Here is a 16,241-nt window from a genome sequence, read left to right as displayed (position 1 = left end):
TCCTACAGGGCCATGCCAACCCGTGGGAGGGGCTTTAGCCGCGACACACCCCGATTTCACCTACACGTCGTCGCGCCCCACGCCGCCTTCGAGCTTGCGCCAGAGCAGGCGCACCGCCGCCTTGCGCACCAGGGCGCAGCGGTAGAGGCGGATTTCCAGCGGCACCTGCCATTGTTCGTCGCCGCAGGCGATCAGCTCGCCACGCGCCAGCTCGGCGGTCACCGACAGGCGCGGCACCCAGGCCACGCCCATGCCTTGCAGGGCCATGCTCTTCAGGCTGTCGGCCATCGCGGTTTCGTACACCGTGGTCGAGCGCAGCGCGCGCTGGCGCAGCAACAGATTCACCGAACGGCCGAGAAACGCGCCGGTGCTGTAGGCCAGCAACGGCACGCTCTGGCCGCTGTCGAGGTCGAACAGCGGGCGGCCCGCGTCGTCCACCGCGCACACCGGCAGCATTTCCGTGCGCCCCAGGTGCAGCGAAGGAAAGATCTCCGGGTCCATCTGCAGCGAGGCGTCCGGGTCGTAATAGGCGAGGATCAGGTCGCAGGCGCCCTCGCGCAGGGCATGCACCGCCTCGCCGACGTTGGTCGCCACCAGCCGCGTGGTCAGCGGCAGGCCCTCGCGGCGCAAACGCGCGATCCACTCGGGGAAAAAGCCCAGGGTCAGCGAGTGCGCGGCGGCGATCTGCAACATTTCGCCTTGCTGGCCTTCGAGGTTGTGCAGGTGGCGCACCACATCGCCCAACTGCTCGACCAGGCTGCGCGCGGTGACCAGGAACAACTGGCCGGACTCGGTCAGCTCGACCGGCGTGCAGGCGCGGTTGACCAGGGTCAGCCCGAGCATGTTTTCCAGGCTGCGAATACGCCGGCTGAACGCTGGCTGGGTGACGAAACGCTTCGTCGCCGCCTGCGAGAAACTGCGGGTAGCGGCCAGGGTGACGAAGTCTTCCAGCCATTTGGTTTCCAGGTTCATCGATCGTTTCCGTAGTTGAACGTCAAGCTTCAGCCCATCCCGTAGGGTGGGTTAGCCGCTTGCCGCCATTGCCAAACATCACGCCACTCGAAACGCGGCGTAACCCACCACCGGCGCAACGCGGTCGATCGCCTGGTGGGTTACGCGCCGCGCCACAAGCGCATGTGGGATATAGGCCGGTGTACGGCGCCGCTAACCCACCCTACGCTCGCCGATAGTTCGGCGTCACGCCGACATTATGCCGATTATGCATACCCCAGCGCTTAACAGCATTGGTCGCAATCTCGCCACAGCCCTTACTCTATCCGGCATCGCGGTACTTGCCGCATCTTCCAGAGATGATCACCATCATGTCCCCTGCTGCATCCTTCCGCGTCGAAAAAGACCTGCTCGGCACCCTTGAAGTCCCCTTCGATGCCTATTACGGCATCCAGACCCTGCGTGCCGTGCACAACTTCCGCCTGTCCGGCGTGCCATTGGCGCACTACCCGAAACTGGTGGTGGCGCTGGCCATGGTCAAGCAGGCGGCGGCCGACGCCAACCGCGAGTTGGGTCATCTCAGCGCAGCCAAGCATGCGGCGATCAGCGAAGCCTGTGCGCGCATCGTGCGTGGCGACTTCCACGAGCAGTTCGTGGTCGACATGATTCAGGGCGGCGCCGGCACCTCGACCAACATGAACGCCAACGAGGTGATCGCCAACATCGCCCTGGAAGCCATGGGCCACGCCAAGGGCGAGTACGCCTTCCTGCACCCGAACAACGACGTGAACATGGCGCAGTCGACCAACGACGCCTACCCGACCGCCATCCGCCTCGGCCTGCTGCTCGGCCACGACACCCTGTTGGCCAGCCTCGACAGCCTGATCCAGGCCTTCGCCGGCAAGGGTGAAGAGTTCGCCCATGTGCTGAAAATGGGCCGCACCCAGTTGCAGGACGCCGTGCCGATGACCCTCGGTCAGGAGTTCCGCGCCTTCGCCACCACCCTCGGCGAAGACCTGGCGCGCCTGCGCAACCTGGCCCCGGAACTGCTCACCGAGGTCAACCTCGGCGGCACCGCGATCGGCACCGGGATCAACGCCGACCCGCGCTACCAGCAGTTGGCCGTCGACCGCCTGGCGGCCATCAGCGGCCAGCCGCTGGTGCCGGCCGCCGACCTGATCGAGGCGACCTCGGACATGGGCGCCTTCGTGCTGTTCTCCGGCATGCTCAAGCGCACGGCGGTCAAGCTGTCGAAGATCTGCAACGACCTGCGCCTGCTGTCCAGCGGCCCGCGCACCGGGATCAACGAAATCAACCTACCGGCGCGCCAGCCGGGCAGCTCGATCATGCCCGGCAAGGTCAACCCGGTAATCCCGGAAGCGGTCAACCAGGTGGCCTTCGAGATCATCGGCAACGACCTGGCACTGACCATCGCCGCCGAAGGCGGGCAGTTGCAGCTCAACGTCATGGAGCCGCTGATCGCGTACAAGATTTTCGACTCGATCCGCCTGCTGCAACGCGCCATGGACATGCTGCGCGAGCACTGCATCGTCGGCATCACCGCCAACGAAGCGCATTGCCGCCAACTGATGGAAAACTCCATCGGCCTGATCACTGCGCTCAACCCCTACATCGGCTACGAGAACGCCACGCGCATCGCCAAGCTGGCGCTGGACAGCGGCCGCGGCGTGCTGGAACTGGTGCGCGAGGAAAACCTGCTGGACGACGCCACCCTGGCCGACATCCTGCGTCCCGAGAACATGATCGCCCCACGCCTGGTGCCGCTGAAAGCCTGAGGCATCGGCGCGGGCCGCCCGGCCCACCCGAGGGTCTGTTGCCGTTTCATTCGCGGTCGCGCCGGAGCGTGTTTGGGCGCGAGACACGACGTTTGCTTGTTCCAAATAAGTGTCGAGTAACGCCGTATCGCGCAAAAACAGACCCACCCTACGCAAGCCACCCCACGAGCAGCACCCGCACACGGATTTGCGGGGCGGCGAAGCCTATGCGCTTCGCCTGCATCAGCCGCCAGGACGTCGGCAGCCAACGCGAGGCCAGTAGCCCCGCGGGCATACCAACAACAATCATAAGGGTGACACCATGTTGGATTTACTCAACGACCTGCTCTGGAGCAAGGTCCTGATCGTCATGCTGGTCGGCCTCGGCCTGTACTTCAGCATCTGTTCGCGCTTCGTGCAGTTCCGCTATTTCGGCAATATGTTCCGCATCTTCGCCGAAGCCTTTCAGCGTCAGCCCGGCCAGCTCAGCTCGTTCCAGGCGCTGATGCTCAGCGTCGCCGGCCGCGTCGGCGCCGGCAATATCGCCGGGGTGGCCGTGGCGATCATGCTCGGCGGCCCAGGCGCGGTGTTCTGGATGTGGGTGGTGGCCCTGCTGGGCATGGCCACCAGTTATTTCGAGTGTTCCCTGGCGCAGCTGTTCAAGCGCCGTGCAACCGACGGCACCTACCGTGGCGGCCCGGCCTTCTACATCCTGCATGGCCTGGGTCAGCGCTGGCTGGCGGTGATCTTCTCGGTCCTGCTGCTGGTGACCTTCGGCTTCGGCTTCAACGCCCTGCAGTCCTACACCGTCGCCACTTCGCTGCACGACACCTTCGGCCTGCCGACCCATGTCAGCGGTCTGGTGCTGGTGGCAGTGATCGGCCTGATCATCTTCGGCGGCATCAAACGCATCGCCAGCATGGCTGACGTGCTGGTGCCGGTGATGGCCTTCTCCTACATCGGCATGGCGCTGGTGGTGATCGGCATGAACATCGAGGCCGTACCCGCGACCATCGCGTTGATCGTGAAGAGCGCCTTCGGCCTGGAGCCGGCCTTTGCCGGGGGCATTGGCGCGGCGATTCTGATGGGCGTGAAACGCGGCCTGTTCTCCAACGAAGCGGGCCTCGGCAGCGCGCCGAACGTCGCCGCCGTGGCCGAGGTCAAGCACCCGGCGGCGCAAGGCATCGTGCAGTCGCTCAGCGTGTTCATCGACACCCTGCTGGTGTGCACCAGCACCGCGCTGATCATCCTGCTCTCCGGCGTCTACCAGCCGGGCAGCGAGATGGCCGGTGTGGTGTTGACCCAGACCGCCCTGGCGGCCGTGGTCGGCGAGTGGGGCCGGGTATTCGTCAGCCTGGCGCTGCTGTTGTTCGTCTTCACCACGCTGATCTACAACTACTACCTAGGCGAAAACGCGCTGAGCTTCTTCAGCAGCAAACGCTGGCTGTTGCAGGCCTACCGCGTGCTGGTGATCGCCCTGGTGCTGTGGGGCTCGATGCAGGACCTGGGCACCGTGTTTGCCTTCGCCGACATCACCATGGGCCTGCTGGCCATCGTCAACCTGGTGGCCCTGACGCTGCTGTTCAAGATTGGCCTGCGGCTGATGCGCGACTATGACAAGCAGATCGCCGCGGGTGTAGAGTCGCCAGTCTTCGACCCGAAACAGTTCGCCGACCTCAACCTCGATCCGGCGGCCTGGCCGGCCAATCCGCCGCCGGCGCCTGTCACCGGGCGCGGCGAGATCGCTGACGGCGTGCACCAACGCTGATCGTTATCCACAGGGGGCTTTGCCCCCTGTTTTCATTGCAAGGAGAGCCCATGTCGGCATCCACAAAACTGCTGGTGCTCTACACCGGCGGCACCATCGGCATGCAGATGAGCGCCGACGGCCTGGCCCCGGCGTCCGGCTTCGAGGCGCGGTTGCGCGCGCAGCAGGCGCTGGAGCAGGGTCGCGAGTTGCCCGCCTGGATCTTCCGCGAGCTGCTGCCGCCGATCGACAGCGCCAACATGAACCAGACCAACTGGCTGGCGATGGTCGCGGCGATCCGCGCCGGGGTCGAACAGGACGGCTGCGATGCCGTGCTGGTGCTGCACGGCACCGACACCCTGGCCTACAGCGCGGCGGCCCTGAGCTTCCTGTTGCTCGGCCTGCCCGTGCCGGTGCTGCTGAGCGGCTCGATGCTGCCGGCCGGCGCGCCTGGCAGCGACGCCTGGGCCAACCTGTTCGGCGCCATGCAGGCGCTGCACGCGGGCGTCGCGCCGGGCGTGCAGCTGTATTTCAACGGCACGCTGCTGCACGGCGCGCGGGTCAGCAAATTGCGCAGCGATGCCTTCGACGCCTTCAACGTGCTGCCGCGCCAGCGCCAGGGCGAACGAGCCGAGTCCATTCCCACCCGTATCGATTACCGTCAGCCGCGCCAGCCGGTGAACCTGGCGGTGCTGCCGTTCTACCCCGGCATCCAGGCGGCGCATGTCAGCGCGCTGCTGACCAGCGGCGTACGCGGCGTGCTGCTGGAATGCTACGGCAGCGGCACCGGACCGGCGGACAACCGCGAGCTGCTCGCCGCCCTCAAGGCCGCGCACGCGCAAGGCGTGGTGCTGGCGGCAATCAGCCAGTGCCCACACGGGCATGTCGAGTTCGGCGTGTATGCCGCCGGCAGCCAACTGGCCAACGCCGGTCTGGTCTCGGCGGGCGGTATGACCCGCGAAGCCGCCCTGGGCAAACTGTTCGCCCTGCTCGGCGCGGGCTTGAGCCAGGCCGAGGTGGAACACTGGTTCGCCCTCGATCTGTGCGGCGAGCGCGCCGACTGAACGGCCACACACGGTGCACTTGCAGCCAGGCGCCAAGCGTTTCAGGATGATCCATCGCGTCTACAGGAGTTTGCCCCCATGTCCGTCCGTATCCCCGTCGAAATCCGCCCGGTCAGCGCCGCCGACCACGCCGCCTGGTTACCGCTATGGCAGGGCTATCAGCGCTTCTACATGACCGAGATCGCGGCCGCGACCAGCGAGGTCACCTGGCAGCGCTTCCTCGATCCGGGCGAACCGATGTTCGCCGCCCTGGCCTGGCATGAAGGCCAGGCCATCGGTTTGGTGCACTGGGTCGTCCACCGGTCGTGCTGGACGGTCGGCGACTATTGCTACCTGCAAGACCTGTTTATCGGCAAGGAGCTGCGCAGCAGCGGGGTCGGCCGCAAGCTGATCGAGCACGTCTATACCCAGGCCAAAGAGGCCGGCTGCTCGCGCGTGCACTGGCTGACCCACGAGAGCAACAGCAAGGCGATGCTGCTGTACGAACGCATCGCCGAACGCTCGGGGTTCGTGCAGTACCGCAAGCTGCTCTGAGCCGCTCGCCGCGGCTTACGGCCGCCGGGCGATAAAGTCGATCTCGACCAGGGCATGTCGGGCCAGCCCGGTGGTGCCGATGCAGGTGCGCGCCGGGCGTTTGTCTTCCGCGAAGTAGCTGGCGTAGATCGTATTGAAGCGCTGGTAATCGCCGTAGAAATCGGTGAGAAAGGCCCGCGCCGAGACCACGTTTTCCAGGCCCAATCCCAAGTCCTTAAGCACTACCAGCAGGTTGGCGAAAGTCTTGTGGGTTTGCGCCTCGATGCCCTCGGGCAGCGGCGCAGCCTCATTGCCCGGATCAATCGGCAACTGCCCGGTGACGAACACCCAGCCATCGGCCTCGCAGGCATGGGAAAAGGGCGCGACCGGCGCAGGCGCGTCGGCAAACAGGTGGTACACGGGCATCGACATAAGCACTCCAGGTCAGGGTCGGGGGATACCCCGGCGCAACCGCCGCCGGGTCCTTCGACCATAGCCTATCGGCTCAGAACACCGACCAGCCGATACGCTGACTGAGCAACTCCAGCGCGGCCATGCCGGCCAGGGAATTGCCCGCGGCGTTGAGTTCCGGCGACCACACGCAGACGCTGAAACGCCCCGGCACCACCGCGACGATGCCGCCGCCGACGCCGCTCTTGCCGGGCAGGCCGACGCGGTAGGCGAAGTTGCCGGCCTCGTCGTACAGCCCGCTGGTGGCCATGATCGAGTTGACCTGCTGGGCCTGGCGTGGGCTGAGAATCTGCTGGCTGCTGTGCTTGCAGAAGCCGTCGTTGGCCAGGAAGCAGAACGCCCGCGCCAGGTCGACGCAGCTCATGCGCAGCGCGCAGTGGCTGAAATAACTGCGCAGTACCGCCTCGACATCGTTATGGAAGTTGCCGAAGGCCTGCATCAGGTAGGCCATGGCGGCGTTGCGCGCGCGGTGCTGGTATTCCGACTCGGCCACCCGCGTGTCGATGACCACCTCCGGGTTGCCGGCCAGACGGCGGACGAAATCACGCATGGATAACGCCGGCGCGGCGAAGCGCGACTGGTTGATGTCGCAGATCACCAGGGCCCCGGCATTGATGAACGGGTTGCGCGGCCGACCGCGCTCGAATTCCAGCTGCACCAGCGAGTTGAACGGCTGCCCGGACGGCTCATGCCCCAGGCGCTGCCAGATCGCTTCGCCGGAATGCTCAATCGCCTGCACCAGGCTGAATACCTTGGAAATGCTCTGCACGGAGAACGCCGTGCGCGCATCGCCAGCGCAGAACAGCTCGCCATCGTTGCCGTACACGGCGATGCCCAGTTGCTGAGCCGGCACATCGGCCAGCGCGGGGATGTAATCGGCCACCTTGCCCTGGCCGATCAGCGGGCGGACTTCGTCGAGAATGTCGTTCAACAGCGCTTGCATGCTCAGGCTCGTCGGCATGCCCGGACGGCGCCCAGGCTATGCCTGCTAGACGCTTGGCGAGCGGCACTGATCACAGCGCCGCGCGCAGAGTTTCCCGCGCGCAGCACCTCGATCCGGGCCATTCGCCTAGCGGGGGCGCCAGTAACAGCCTCTTCTGGCAAACACGCTCTGTAGCCGTTAACTGTTACTACAGACCGCCATCACGTGGGAGGGGCCTTGGCCGCGAGCTTTTTGGGCGTCAGCAGTGCTGCGCGTTACCTGCACAGCTCGCGGTCAAGACCGCTCCCACAAAAGCCTGGCTTCTCTTGCAACACATAACGGGGATTCTCAGAGCCAAAAAAAGGAGCCTCACGGCTCCCCAAGGGACTTGCTGGTTAACCGGGGCCTGAGCGGCCCCGGCGTACAGGCATCACGCCCGCGCTTATTCGATCTCGATCAGCACTTCACCCGGATTGACCCGGTCGCCTTTGGCCACATGCACGGTCTTCACCGTACCGGCAATCGGTGCCTGCACCTCGGTTTCCATCTTCATCGCTTCGGTGATCAGCACCGCCTGGCCGGCCGTCACCGTGTCGCCTTCCTTCACCAGCACATCGACGATATTGCCCGGCATGCTGGTGCTGACATCGCCCGGCGCACTGGCCGACTTGCGCTTGCTGCCACTGGCGCCGCCGACGTAGTCGTTCAGCGCCTCGAACACCACTTCTTCCGGCATGCCGTCGATGGACAGGTAGAAATGCCGCTTGCCGTCGCCCTTGACGCCGACGCCGGTGATGTCGACGCGGTAGCTCTCGCCGTGCACATCGACGACGAATTCGGTCGGCACACCCTCGCCGCCGGCCGGCGCCACACCGCCGGCTTCCGGGATCGGCAACAGCACTTCCGGGGTCAGGCTGCCGGCCTTGCGCTCCTCGAGGAACTTGCGGCCGATGTCCGGGAACATGGCGTAGGTCAGCACGTCTTCTTCGGAGGTGGCCAGGGCGCCGATGTCCTCACGCAGCTTGGCCATTTCCGGCTTGATCAGATCGGCCGGGCGCACGTCGATCACCTCTTCGCTGCCGATCGCCTGCTTGCGCAGTTGCTCGCTGATCTGGCCCGGTGCCAGGCCGTAACGGCCTTGCAGGTAGAGCTTCACCTCGTTGGTGATGGTCTTGTAGCGCTCGCCAGCGAGCACGTTGAATACCGCTTGGGTACCAACGATCTGCGAGGTCGGCGTCACCAGCGGCGGGAAGCCGAGGTCTTCGCGCACCCTGGGGATTTCCGCAAACACTTCGTTGATGCGACTCAGCGCCCCCTGCTCCTTCAACTGGTTGGCCAGGTTGGACATCATCCCGCCCGGCACCTGGTTGACCTGCACGCGGGTATCCACGGCGGTGAACTCGCTTTCGAACTGGTGGTACTTCTTGCGCACGGCGTGGAAGTACATGCCGATTTCCTGGATCAGCGCCAGGTCCAGACCGGTGTCGTACTCGCTGCCCTTGAGCGCCGCGACCATCGATTCGGTGCCCGGATGGCTGGTGCCCCAGGCGAAGCTGGAGATGGCGGTGTCGATGTGGTCGGCGCCGGCTTCAATGGCCTTGAGCTGACACATCGAGCCCATGCCGGCGGTATCGTGGCTGTGGATGAAGATCGGCAGGTCGACCTCGGCTTTCAGCGCCTTGACCAGCTCAAAGGTGGCGTATGGCGTGAGCAGGCCGGCCATGTCCTTGAGCGCGATGGAGTCGATGCCCATGGCCTGCATGGCCTTGGCCTGGTCGACGAACGCCTTGACCGTGTGCACCGGGCTGGTGGTGTAGGCGATGGTGCCCTGGGCATGTTTGCCCGAGGCCTTTACCGACTCGATGGCCACACGCAGGTTACGCACATCGTTCATCGCATCGAAGATACGGAACACGTCGATGCCGTTACCCGCCGCCTTGGCGACGAAGGCGCGCACCACGTCATCGCTGTAGTGGCGGTAGCCGAGCAGGTTCTGTCCGCGCAGGAGCATCTGCAAACGCGTGTTGGGCAGCGCCTTGCGCAGTTCGCGCAGGCGCGTCCACGGGTCTTCCTTGAGAAAGCGCACGCAGGCGTCGAAGGTCGCGCCGCCCCAGACTTCCAGCGACCAGTAGCCGACTTTGTCGAGCTTGTCGCAGATCGGCAGCATGTCGTCCAGGCGCATGCGCGTGGCCAGCAACGACTGGTGGGCGTCGCGCAGGATGGTATCGGTGACGGTGATCTTTTTAGACATGGTTCGAGTCCTCACAGGCCGGCGTGGGCGGCGATGGCGGTGGCGATGGCCAGCGCCAGGTGCGATGGGTTGCGCTTGATCGAGTACTGGGTCAGCTCAGGGTGGCTTTCGACGAAGCTGGTGTTGAACTGGCCGCTGCGGAACTCGGGGTTGCGCAGGATTTCCTGGTAATAGGCGGCGGTGGTCTTGACCCCCTGCACGCGCATGTCGTCGAGGGCGCGCAGGCCACGGTCCATCGCCTCTTCCCAGGTCAGCGCCCAGACGATCAGCTTCAGGCACATCGAGTCGTAGTACGGCGGGATGGTGTAGCCGGTGTAGATCGCCGTGTCGGTGCGCACGCCGGGGCCGCCGGGGGCGTAATAACGGGTGATCTTGCCGAAGCTGGGCAGGAAGTTGTTCTTCGGGTCTTCGGCGTTGATGCGGAACTGCAGGGCGAAGCCGCGGTACTGGATGTCTTCCTGCTTGATCGACAGCGGCAGGCCGCTGGCGATGCGAATCTGCTCGCGGACCACATCGATGCCGGTGATTTCTTCGGTGATGGTGTGCTCCACCTGCACCCGGGTGTTCATCTCCATGAAGTACACCTCGCCCTCGGCGAGCAGGAACTCCACGGTACCGGCGTTCTCGTAGCCCACCGCCTGCGCGGCGCGCACCGCCAGGTCGCCGATGTAGGCGCGCTGCTCGGGGGTCAGCTGCGGGCTGGGGGCGATCTCGATAAGCTTCTGGTTACGCCGCTGGATCGAGCAGTCGCGCTCGAACAGATGCACCACGTTGCCGAAGCTGTCGCCGAGGATCTGCGCCTCGATGTGCTTGGGGTTGACGATGCATTTTTCCAGGAACACCTCGGCCGAGCCGAAGGCCTTGGTCGCCTCGGAAATCACCCGCGGAAACGCCTGCTCCAGCTCCTCGCGGCTGTTGCAGCGGCGAATGCCGCGACCGCCGCCGCCGGAGGTGGCCTTGAGCATCACCGGGTAGCCGATGCGCTCGCCTTCCAGCAGCGCCTCGGCGATGTCCGCGACGTTGCCTTCGGTGCCCGGGGTGACCGGCACGCCGGCCTTGATCATGCTGCGCCGCGCTTCGGTCTTGTCGCCCATGCGGCGGATCACTTCGGCGCTCGGCCCAATGAATTTGACTCCACGTTCGGCGCAGATCTCCGCCAGTTCGGCGTTTTCCGACAAGAAGCCATAGCCTGGGTGCAAGGCATCGCAACCGGTTTCCACCGCCAGATTGACCAGCTTGCGCGGGTTCAGGTAACCGGCCAGCGGGTCGGCACCAATGCCATGCGCCTCGTCGGCACGCTTGACGTGCAACGCATGGCGATCGGCATCGGAGTAGACCGCCACCGAGCGGATGCCCATCTCGGCGCATGCACGCACGATTCGCACGGCAATCTCACCGCGGTTGGCAATCAGGATTTTCTTGATCACGAGCCAGCTTCCTCGATCACGTGAGCAGGCGACCGGTAGAGCCGGTCGGCGAGTGGCCACTTCTCATGTAGTGGCCGCGTAGTCACCCTACGCCGCACAGCGGATTACCCAAAATCAATAATTATTTGATTGGCTATAAGCTAAAGCTAATACATGCTGACAACGCGCCGCGAAACGCTGCCCGCCCCCACCACTCAAGCCCACGCTCACACGAGGTTAACCATGCGTAAGTCTTTGATGCGCATGACATTGCGCCAACTCCAGGTGTTTCGCGCAGTGTGCGAGCAGCGCTCCTACAGCCGCGCTGCCGAAGACATGTCACTGACCCAACCGGCGGTCAGCCTGCAAATTCGCCAGCTGGAAGAACTGCTCGGCCAACCGCTGTTCGACTATGTCGGCAAGAAGCTCTACCTGACCGACGCGGCCGAGGCCCTGCAACGCGCCAGCGCGGATATCTTTGGCCGCCTGGAGAGCCTCGACATGCAGCTGACCGACCTGCAAGGCTCGCTGCAAGGGCAACTGAGCCTGGCCGTCGAATCCAGCGCCAAATACTTCGTACCACACCTGTTCGCGGCATTTCGCCACGAATACCCGGAAGTTAGCCTGCAACTGGTGGTGGTCAACCACGCCCAGGCGATCAAGCGCCTGAGCGCCAACCGCGATGACCTGCTGATCATGTCGCTGGTGCCGCCAGACATGGCCCTGGAGTTTCTGCCCTTCCTCAACAACCCGATCGTCGCCGTGGCGCCGCCCGAGCATCCGCTGTGCCGCCACGACCAACTGACCCTGCAAGACCTCACCGCCTGGCCATTGCTGGTGCGCGAGCCGGGCTCGGGCACGCGCAAGGCCTGCGAGGAGTATTGCCATCAGAAACGCGCGCACTTCGCCCAAACGCTGGAGGTCGGCTCCATGGAGGGACAATGCGAAGGGGTGATCGCCGGCCTCGGCCTGGCCCTGCTACCGCGCCACGCGGTGCGCCGTGAACTGGAGTGCGGCGCCCTGCGCGAACTACCGGTGACCGAGTTGCCGCTGCTACGCAGTTGGTGCGTGGTGCACCCGCGCGGCAAACACCTGTCGCCGGTGGCGCAGGCGTTTTTCGCCTTCGTGCGCAACCAGCGCAGCCAGATCAGCGTGCTGGCTGAGCGCTTCGCCGCGGTAACGCCTGGGTCGCCAAGTAGTTAGCGGCGACCAGTTCCGGGTAATCGGCCAGTTGCTGCTGCAACTGGCGCTGCTCGGCGTAGCTTTCAATGGCGCGCCGGTACTCCATGCGCCGCTGGTCGAGCAGCTTGCGGCGGGCCTTGGCATCGGTGTTGGCGTGGCTCTGGGCTTTATCCAAGTAAGCAGACATCGGGGGCAACTCCCAAGCTGAATAACGGGAGTCACAGGATCGGCCAGGGATATGACGCTTTGCGGGCAAGGTGATGAAGTTGCGATGACCGCGACGAGCGGCGGCTTGTACTTCTCCGGACGACAACTGGGCAAGGTGGACACGCCTGGCGGCGCGTCCACCGACGACTATGCAGTTATCAGTCTTCGACGCTCTTATGCGCCTTCGGCGACAAACGCAGGCTGCGCAAGCTGCGTTTAACGCTTTTCAGGTGATTGACCAGGCTCGGCCCACGGGCCATGGCCACGCCCATGGCCAGCACGTCGATCACCACCAGGTGGGCGATACGCGAGGTCAGCGGGGTATAGATTTCAGTGTCTTCCTGCACGTCGATGGCCAGGTTGACCGTAGCCAGATCGGCCAACGGCGTTTGGCTCGGGCACAGGGTGATCAGCGTGGCGCCGGTTTCACGCACCAGGTTGGCGGTGATCAGCAGGTCCTTGGAGCGCCCGGATTGGGAGATGCAGATCGCCACATCGGTCGGCTTCAGGGTCACCGCCGACATCGCCTGCATGTGCGGGTCGGAATAGGCCGCGGCCGTCAGCAACAAGCGGAAGAACTTGTGCTGGGCATCCGCCGCCACCGCGCCGGAGGCACCGAAACCGTAGAACTCCACGCGCTGGGCATGGGAGCAGGCGGAGATGGCCCGCTGCAACGCCTGCGGATCAAGATGCTCACGCACCTCGATCAGCGTATGCAGCGTGGTGTCGAAGATCTTCAGGCTGAAGTCGGCGACCGAGTCATCCTCGTGAATCGCGAACTGACCGAAGCTCGCGCCCGCCGCCAGGCTCTGCGCCAGCTTCAGCTTGAGGTCCTGGAAACCGCTGCAACCGATGGCGCGACAGAAGCGCACGATGGTCGGCTCGCTGATGCCGACGCTGTGCGCCAGCTCGGCCATGGAGCTGTGCATCACCGCCGCCGGGTCGAGCAACACGTGGTCGGCCACCTTGAGTTCCGACTTGCGTAAGAGATGACGCGACTGGGCGATGTGCTGCAACAAATTCACAGGAATAGGCTCGGCTGAAAAGTAACGAATCCATCGGCACACCCTCATCCGAGTTGCGACTCGGTTATGATCGGGACACGCCGGGTTGTAGTGACCTTGTAGTTATACTACATGGCCGCCACCCCCGCACAGGTAAACCGAGCCGGAGTTGATTCGTTGAGCATTCCCTGCGACATGCTGGTCTTTGGCGGTACGGGCGACCTCGCCCTGCATAAACTGCTGCCCGCGCTCTACCACCTGCATCGCGACGGTCGCCTGCACGCCGACATGCGCATCCTCGCCCTGGCGCGCAGCAGCCACAGCCGCGAAGCCTATCAAGCCCTCGCCGAACGCCGCTGCCGCGCCCAGGTGGCCCGCGCCGACTTCGACAACGCCACCTGGCACAGCTTCGCCGCGCGTCTCGATTATTTCGCCATGGACGCCTCGCAGAGCGCCGACTTCGGCCGCCTGGCCAAGCGCCTGGGCAGCGCCGGCGAACGCGTGCGGGTGTACTACCTGGCCACCGCACCGGACCTCTTCGAAGACATCGCCTCGCACCTGAACATCGCCGGCCTGGCCGGCCCGCAGGCGCGCATCGTCCTGGAAAAACCCATCGGCCACTCGCTGGAGTCGGCCAAGGCGATCAACGCCGCCATCGGCGCGGTGTTCGACGAATCGCGGGTGTTTCGCATCGATCACTACCTGGGCAAGGAAACCGTGCAGAACCTCATGGCACTGCGCTTTGCCAACGCCCTGTTCGAGCCGGTGTGGCGCGCCGGGCACATCGACCACGTACAGATCAGCGTGTGCGAAACCCTCGGCGTGGAAAACCGTGGCGCCTACTACGACCACGCCGGGGCGATGCGCGACATGATCCAGAACCACCTGCTGCAACTGCTCTGCCTGGTGGCCATGGAAGCCCCGGTGCGCTTCGACGCCGAGGCGGTGCGCAACGAGAAAGTGAAGATCCTCGAAGCCCTCAAACCGATCTCCGGGCTCGACGTGCAGGACAAAACCGTGCGCGGCCAATACACCGCCGGGAAGATCGGCGGGCAGGAAGTACCGGCCTACTACTTCGAGAAAAACGTCGATAACGACAGCGATACCGAGACCTTCGTCGCCATCCAGGTGGAAATCGACAACTGGCGCTGGGCCGGCGTGCCGTTCTACCTGCGCACCGGCAAACGCCTGGCGAAGAAAACCTCGGAGATTCTTATCCAGTTCAAACCGGTGCCGCACCGTCTGTTCGGCGAGGGCGAAGCCAATCGCTTGCTGATCCGCCTGCAACCGGAAGAACGCATCAGCCTGCAACTGATGGCCAAGAACCCTGGCAAAGGCATGCGCCTGGAGCCGGTGGAACTGGACCTCAACCTGGCCGCCGCGTTCAGCCAGCAGCGCCGTTGGGACGCCTACGAACGCCTGTTGCTGGACGTGATCGACGGCGACTCGACGCTGTTCATGCGCCGCGACGAGGTCGAAGCCGCGTGGAGCTGGGTCGATCCGATCCTCCAGGGCTGGCACCAGCATTACCAGAGCCCGCGCCCCTACCCGGCCGGCAGCGACGGCCCGGAGCAACTGCAAAATCTGCTGGAACGCCACGGCCGCCATTGGATGGAGTAAGCGCTCTCGAGCCCAACGCCAATGCGCAGCTTCTTGCGCTACAGACTGTGGATAACCCAGTGGATAGATCCATCGAGACCAGCGCGTTAAAGGATCACAGACCAACTGCGCAACAAGCTGCGCAGCGCTGCGCCACTTACTGCGCAGCTTTCTGTGACTGACTTGGCAGCGGCTGCTCAGCGACGCCACTAGATCCAAATAAAGCACTGTTTTTAAACATGTTTTACCGAGTTGGCATGCGCCTCGCTATACACCTGGTCCCCGGATCACTCGATCCATGAACCAGGCAAGGAAAGCACTCATGCCAACACCCGCGTATCTGTCCCTCGAAGGCACCAAACAAGGCCTGATCACCGCCGGCACCTTCACCGAAGACTCGGTCGGTAACATCTTCCAGGAAGGTCACGAAGACCAGATTCTGGTTCAAGCCTTCAACCATCAGGTGATCATCCCACGTGACCCGCAATCCGGTCAGCCGACTGGCCAGCGCGTGCACAAGCCGCTGATGATCACCAAGGTGTTCGACAAATCCTCGCCATTGATCTTCAACTCCCTGACCTCCGGCGAGCGTCTGAACAAGTGCCGTCTGGAGTGGTACCGCACGTCCTCCACCGGCACTCAAGAGCACTACTTCACCATCGAGCTGGAAGACGCAGTGATCGTCGACGTGCAGTCGCGTATGCCGAACTGCCAAGACCCGAACATGTCGCACTTCACTCACCTGGAAGACGTCTACTTCACCTACCGCAAAATCGTCTGGACCCACGAAGTCTCCGGTACTTCCGGCTCCGACGACTGGCGTACCCCGATCTCCGCCTAAGCATCGGCTGAGCTCTTGTACCCCGCAGCGGCCAGGCATTGTCCTGGCCGCTGCGTTTCGGCCAGACACTCGTGGCAAGCCCGCGCCGGCAAGCGGGCACGTCGGGTGCGACATGGCGAAGCCTTGTTCATCGGGGGCTCACCCCGCGACAACGGTTTTACCTGCGGTTTTTGCTAAGCGTTAGCGCATAAACGTCGAATGCGCCCAGCCGTCAGGTCGACGCTTTCGTAAAATGGCTGGCCTATTCATGGAACGAAAGAAGAGGAACAACGAATGTTCGCCCCTGCCAACCAGACCCATTTCAGCCT

General features: G+C 64.4%; 14 protein-coding genes. 7 read left to right on the top strand and 7 right to left on the bottom strand.

Translation table 11 applies throughout. The features are described 5' to 3' along the window. Positions 1-60 precede the first annotated feature (60 nt). Positions 61-972, bottom strand: a complete 912-nt coding sequence (locus B3M58_RS08585; protein ID WP_296218335.1) for a LysR substrate-binding domain-containing protein — start codon at positions 970-972, stop codon at positions 61-63. Positions 973-1,322: 350 nt separating this feature from the next. Between B3M58_RS08585 and B3M58_RS08580 the strand changes: the two genes are divergently transcribed. From B3M58_RS08580 to B3M58_RS08565, 4 genes are all read left to right on the top strand, one after another. Beyond that, positions 1,323-2,747, top strand: coding sequence for an aspartate ammonia-lyase (locus B3M58_RS08580; RefSeq protein ID WP_296218334.1), 1,425 nt, complete (start codon positions 1,323-1,325; stop codon positions 2,745-2,747). Positions 2,748-3,048: 301 nt separating this feature from the next. After that, positions 3,049-4,494: an alanine/glycine:cation symporter family protein gene (locus B3M58_RS08575; protein ID WP_296218332.1), complete on the top strand. Its 1,446-nt coding sequence runs from the start codon at positions 3,049-3,051 to the stop codon at positions 4,492-4,494. A gap of 50 nt (positions 4,495-4,544) precedes the next feature. After that, positions 4,545-5,537: an asparaginase gene (locus B3M58_RS08570; protein WP_296218331.1), complete on the top strand. Its 993-nt coding sequence runs from the start codon at positions 4,545-4,547 to the stop codon at positions 5,535-5,537. Positions 5,538-5,615: 78 nt separating this feature from the next. Beyond that, positions 5,616-6,071 carry a GNAT family N-acetyltransferase gene (locus B3M58_RS08565; RefSeq protein ID WP_296218329.1) on the top strand — a complete coding sequence of 152 codons (456 nt, stop codon included), beginning with the start codon at positions 5,616-5,618 and terminating at the stop codon, positions 6,069-6,071. Positions 6,072-6,086: 15 nt separating this feature from the next. Here B3M58_RS08565 and B3M58_RS08560 read toward each other — a convergent pair whose 3' ends face one another. The 4 genes from B3M58_RS08560 to B3M58_RS08545 form a co-directional block, all read right to left on the bottom strand. Continuing rightward, positions 6,087-6,482 carry a RidA family protein gene (locus tag B3M58_RS08560; RefSeq protein WP_296218328.1) on the bottom strand — a complete coding sequence of 132 codons (396 nt, stop codon included), beginning with the start codon at positions 6,480-6,482 and terminating at the stop codon, positions 6,087-6,089. Positions 6,483-6,555: 73 nt separating this feature from the next. Next, a complete protein-coding gene (gene glsB / locus B3M58_RS08555) occupies positions 6,556-7,464 on the bottom strand; it encodes a glutaminase B (RefSeq protein WP_296218327.1) in 909 nt (302 codons plus the stop codon). Between the two features lie 421 nt (positions 7,465-7,885). Further along, on the bottom strand, positions 7,886-9,694 hold the full coding sequence (gene oadA, locus B3M58_RS08550; protein ID WP_296218326.1) for a sodium-extruding oxaloacetate decarboxylase subunit alpha: 1,809 nt from the start codon (positions 9,692-9,694) through the stop codon (positions 7,886-7,888). Between the two features lie 11 nt (positions 9,695-9,705). Then, entirely contained in the window at positions 9,706-11,121 is a 1,416-nt protein-coding gene (locus B3M58_RS08545; protein ID WP_296218325.1) for an acetyl-CoA carboxylase biotin carboxylase subunit, read from the bottom strand. Between the two features lie 237 nt (positions 11,122-11,358). On the opposite strand from B3M58_RS08545, the gene B3M58_RS08540 reads away from it, so the two are divergent. Next, a complete protein-coding gene (locus tag B3M58_RS08540; protein WP_296218388.1) occupies positions 11,359-12,303 on the top strand; it encodes a LysR family transcriptional regulator in 945 nt (314 codons plus the stop codon). On the opposite strand, the gene B3M58_RS08535 is transcribed toward B3M58_RS08540, so the two are convergent. Then, positions 12,248-12,469 (bottom strand): PA3496 family putative envelope integrity protein, encoded by a 222-nt coding sequence (locus B3M58_RS08535; protein WP_296218324.1) that lies wholly within the window; start codon positions 12,467-12,469, stop codon positions 12,248-12,250. The two genes, B3M58_RS08540 and B3M58_RS08535, sit on opposite strands and share 56 nt — an antisense overlap. A gap of 178 nt (positions 12,470-12,647) precedes the next feature. After that, positions 12,648-13,514 carry a transcriptional regulator HexR gene (hexR, locus tag B3M58_RS08530; RefSeq protein ID WP_296218323.1) on the bottom strand — a complete coding sequence of 289 codons (867 nt, stop codon included), beginning with the start codon at positions 13,512-13,514 and terminating at the stop codon, positions 12,648-12,650. A 111-nt stretch (positions 13,515-13,625) separates the two neighbouring features. On the opposite strand from hexR, the gene zwf reads away from it, so the two are divergent. After that, on the top strand, positions 13,626-15,113 hold the full coding sequence (gene zwf / locus B3M58_RS08525; protein ID WP_296218322.1) for a glucose-6-phosphate dehydrogenase: 1,488 nt from the start codon (positions 13,626-13,628) through the stop codon (positions 15,111-15,113). A 301-nt stretch (positions 15,114-15,414) separates the two neighbouring features. After that, entirely contained in the window at positions 15,415-15,933 is a 519-nt protein-coding gene (locus B3M58_RS08520) for an Hcp family type VI secretion system effector (RefSeq protein WP_090241257.1), read from the top strand. Positions 15,934-16,241: the final 308 nt, after the last annotated feature.

Source organism: Pseudomonas sp. UBA2684, assembly GCA_002354655.1.
Taxonomy (GTDB): Bacteria; Pseudomonadota; Gammaproteobacteria; order Pseudomonadales; family Pseudomonadaceae; genus Aquipseudomonas.
The sequence above is the reverse complement of the archived record's forward strand: the minus strand, read 5'-3'. Positions and strand labels throughout refer to the sequence as shown.

Excerpts from the sequence above, each read along its gene's own strand:
- oadA (WP_296218326.1), bottom strand. The coding sequence starts at position 9,694 with ATGTCTAAAAAGATCACCGTCACCGATACCATCCTGCGCGACGCCCAC.
- B3M58_RS08520 (WP_090241257.1), top strand. The coding sequence starts at position 15,415 with ATGCCAACACCCGCGTATCTGTCCCTCGAAGGCACCAAACAAGGCCTG.
- B3M58_RS08580 (WP_296218334.1), top strand. The coding sequence starts at position 1,323 with ATGTCCCCTGCTGCATCCTTCCGCGTCGAAAAAGACCTGCTCGGCACC.
- B3M58_RS08560 (WP_296218328.1), bottom strand. The coding sequence starts at position 6,482 with ATGTCGATGCCCGTGTACCACCTGTTTGCCGACGCGCCTGCGCCGGTC.
- B3M58_RS08540 (WP_296218388.1), top strand. The coding sequence starts at position 11,359 with ATGCGCATGACATTGCGCCAACTCCAGGTGTTTCGCGCAGTGTGCGAG.
- B3M58_RS08585 (WP_296218335.1), bottom strand. The coding sequence starts at position 972 with ATGAACCTGGAAACCAAATGGCTGGAAGACTTCGTCACCCTGGCCGCT.
- B3M58_RS08565 (WP_296218329.1), top strand. The coding sequence starts at position 5,616 with ATGTCCGTCCGTATCCCCGTCGAAATCCGCCCGGTCAGCGCCGCCGAC.
- B3M58_RS08570 (WP_296218331.1), top strand. The coding sequence starts at position 4,545 with ATGTCGGCATCCACAAAACTGCTGGTGCTCTACACCGGCGGCACCATC.
- glsB (WP_296218327.1), bottom strand. The coding sequence starts at position 7,464 with ATGCAAGCGCTGTTGAACGACATTCTCGACGAAGTCCGCCCGCTGATC.
- B3M58_RS08535 (WP_296218324.1), bottom strand. The coding sequence starts at position 12,469 with ATGTCTGCTTACTTGGATAAAGCCCAGAGCCACGCCAACACCGATGCC.
- zwf (WP_296218322.1), top strand. The coding sequence starts at position 13,626 with ATGGCCGCCACCCCCGCACAGGTAAACCGAGCCGGAGTTGATTCGTTG.
- B3M58_RS08575 (WP_296218332.1), top strand. The coding sequence starts at position 3,049 with ATGTTGGATTTACTCAACGACCTGCTCTGGAGCAAGGTCCTGATCGTC.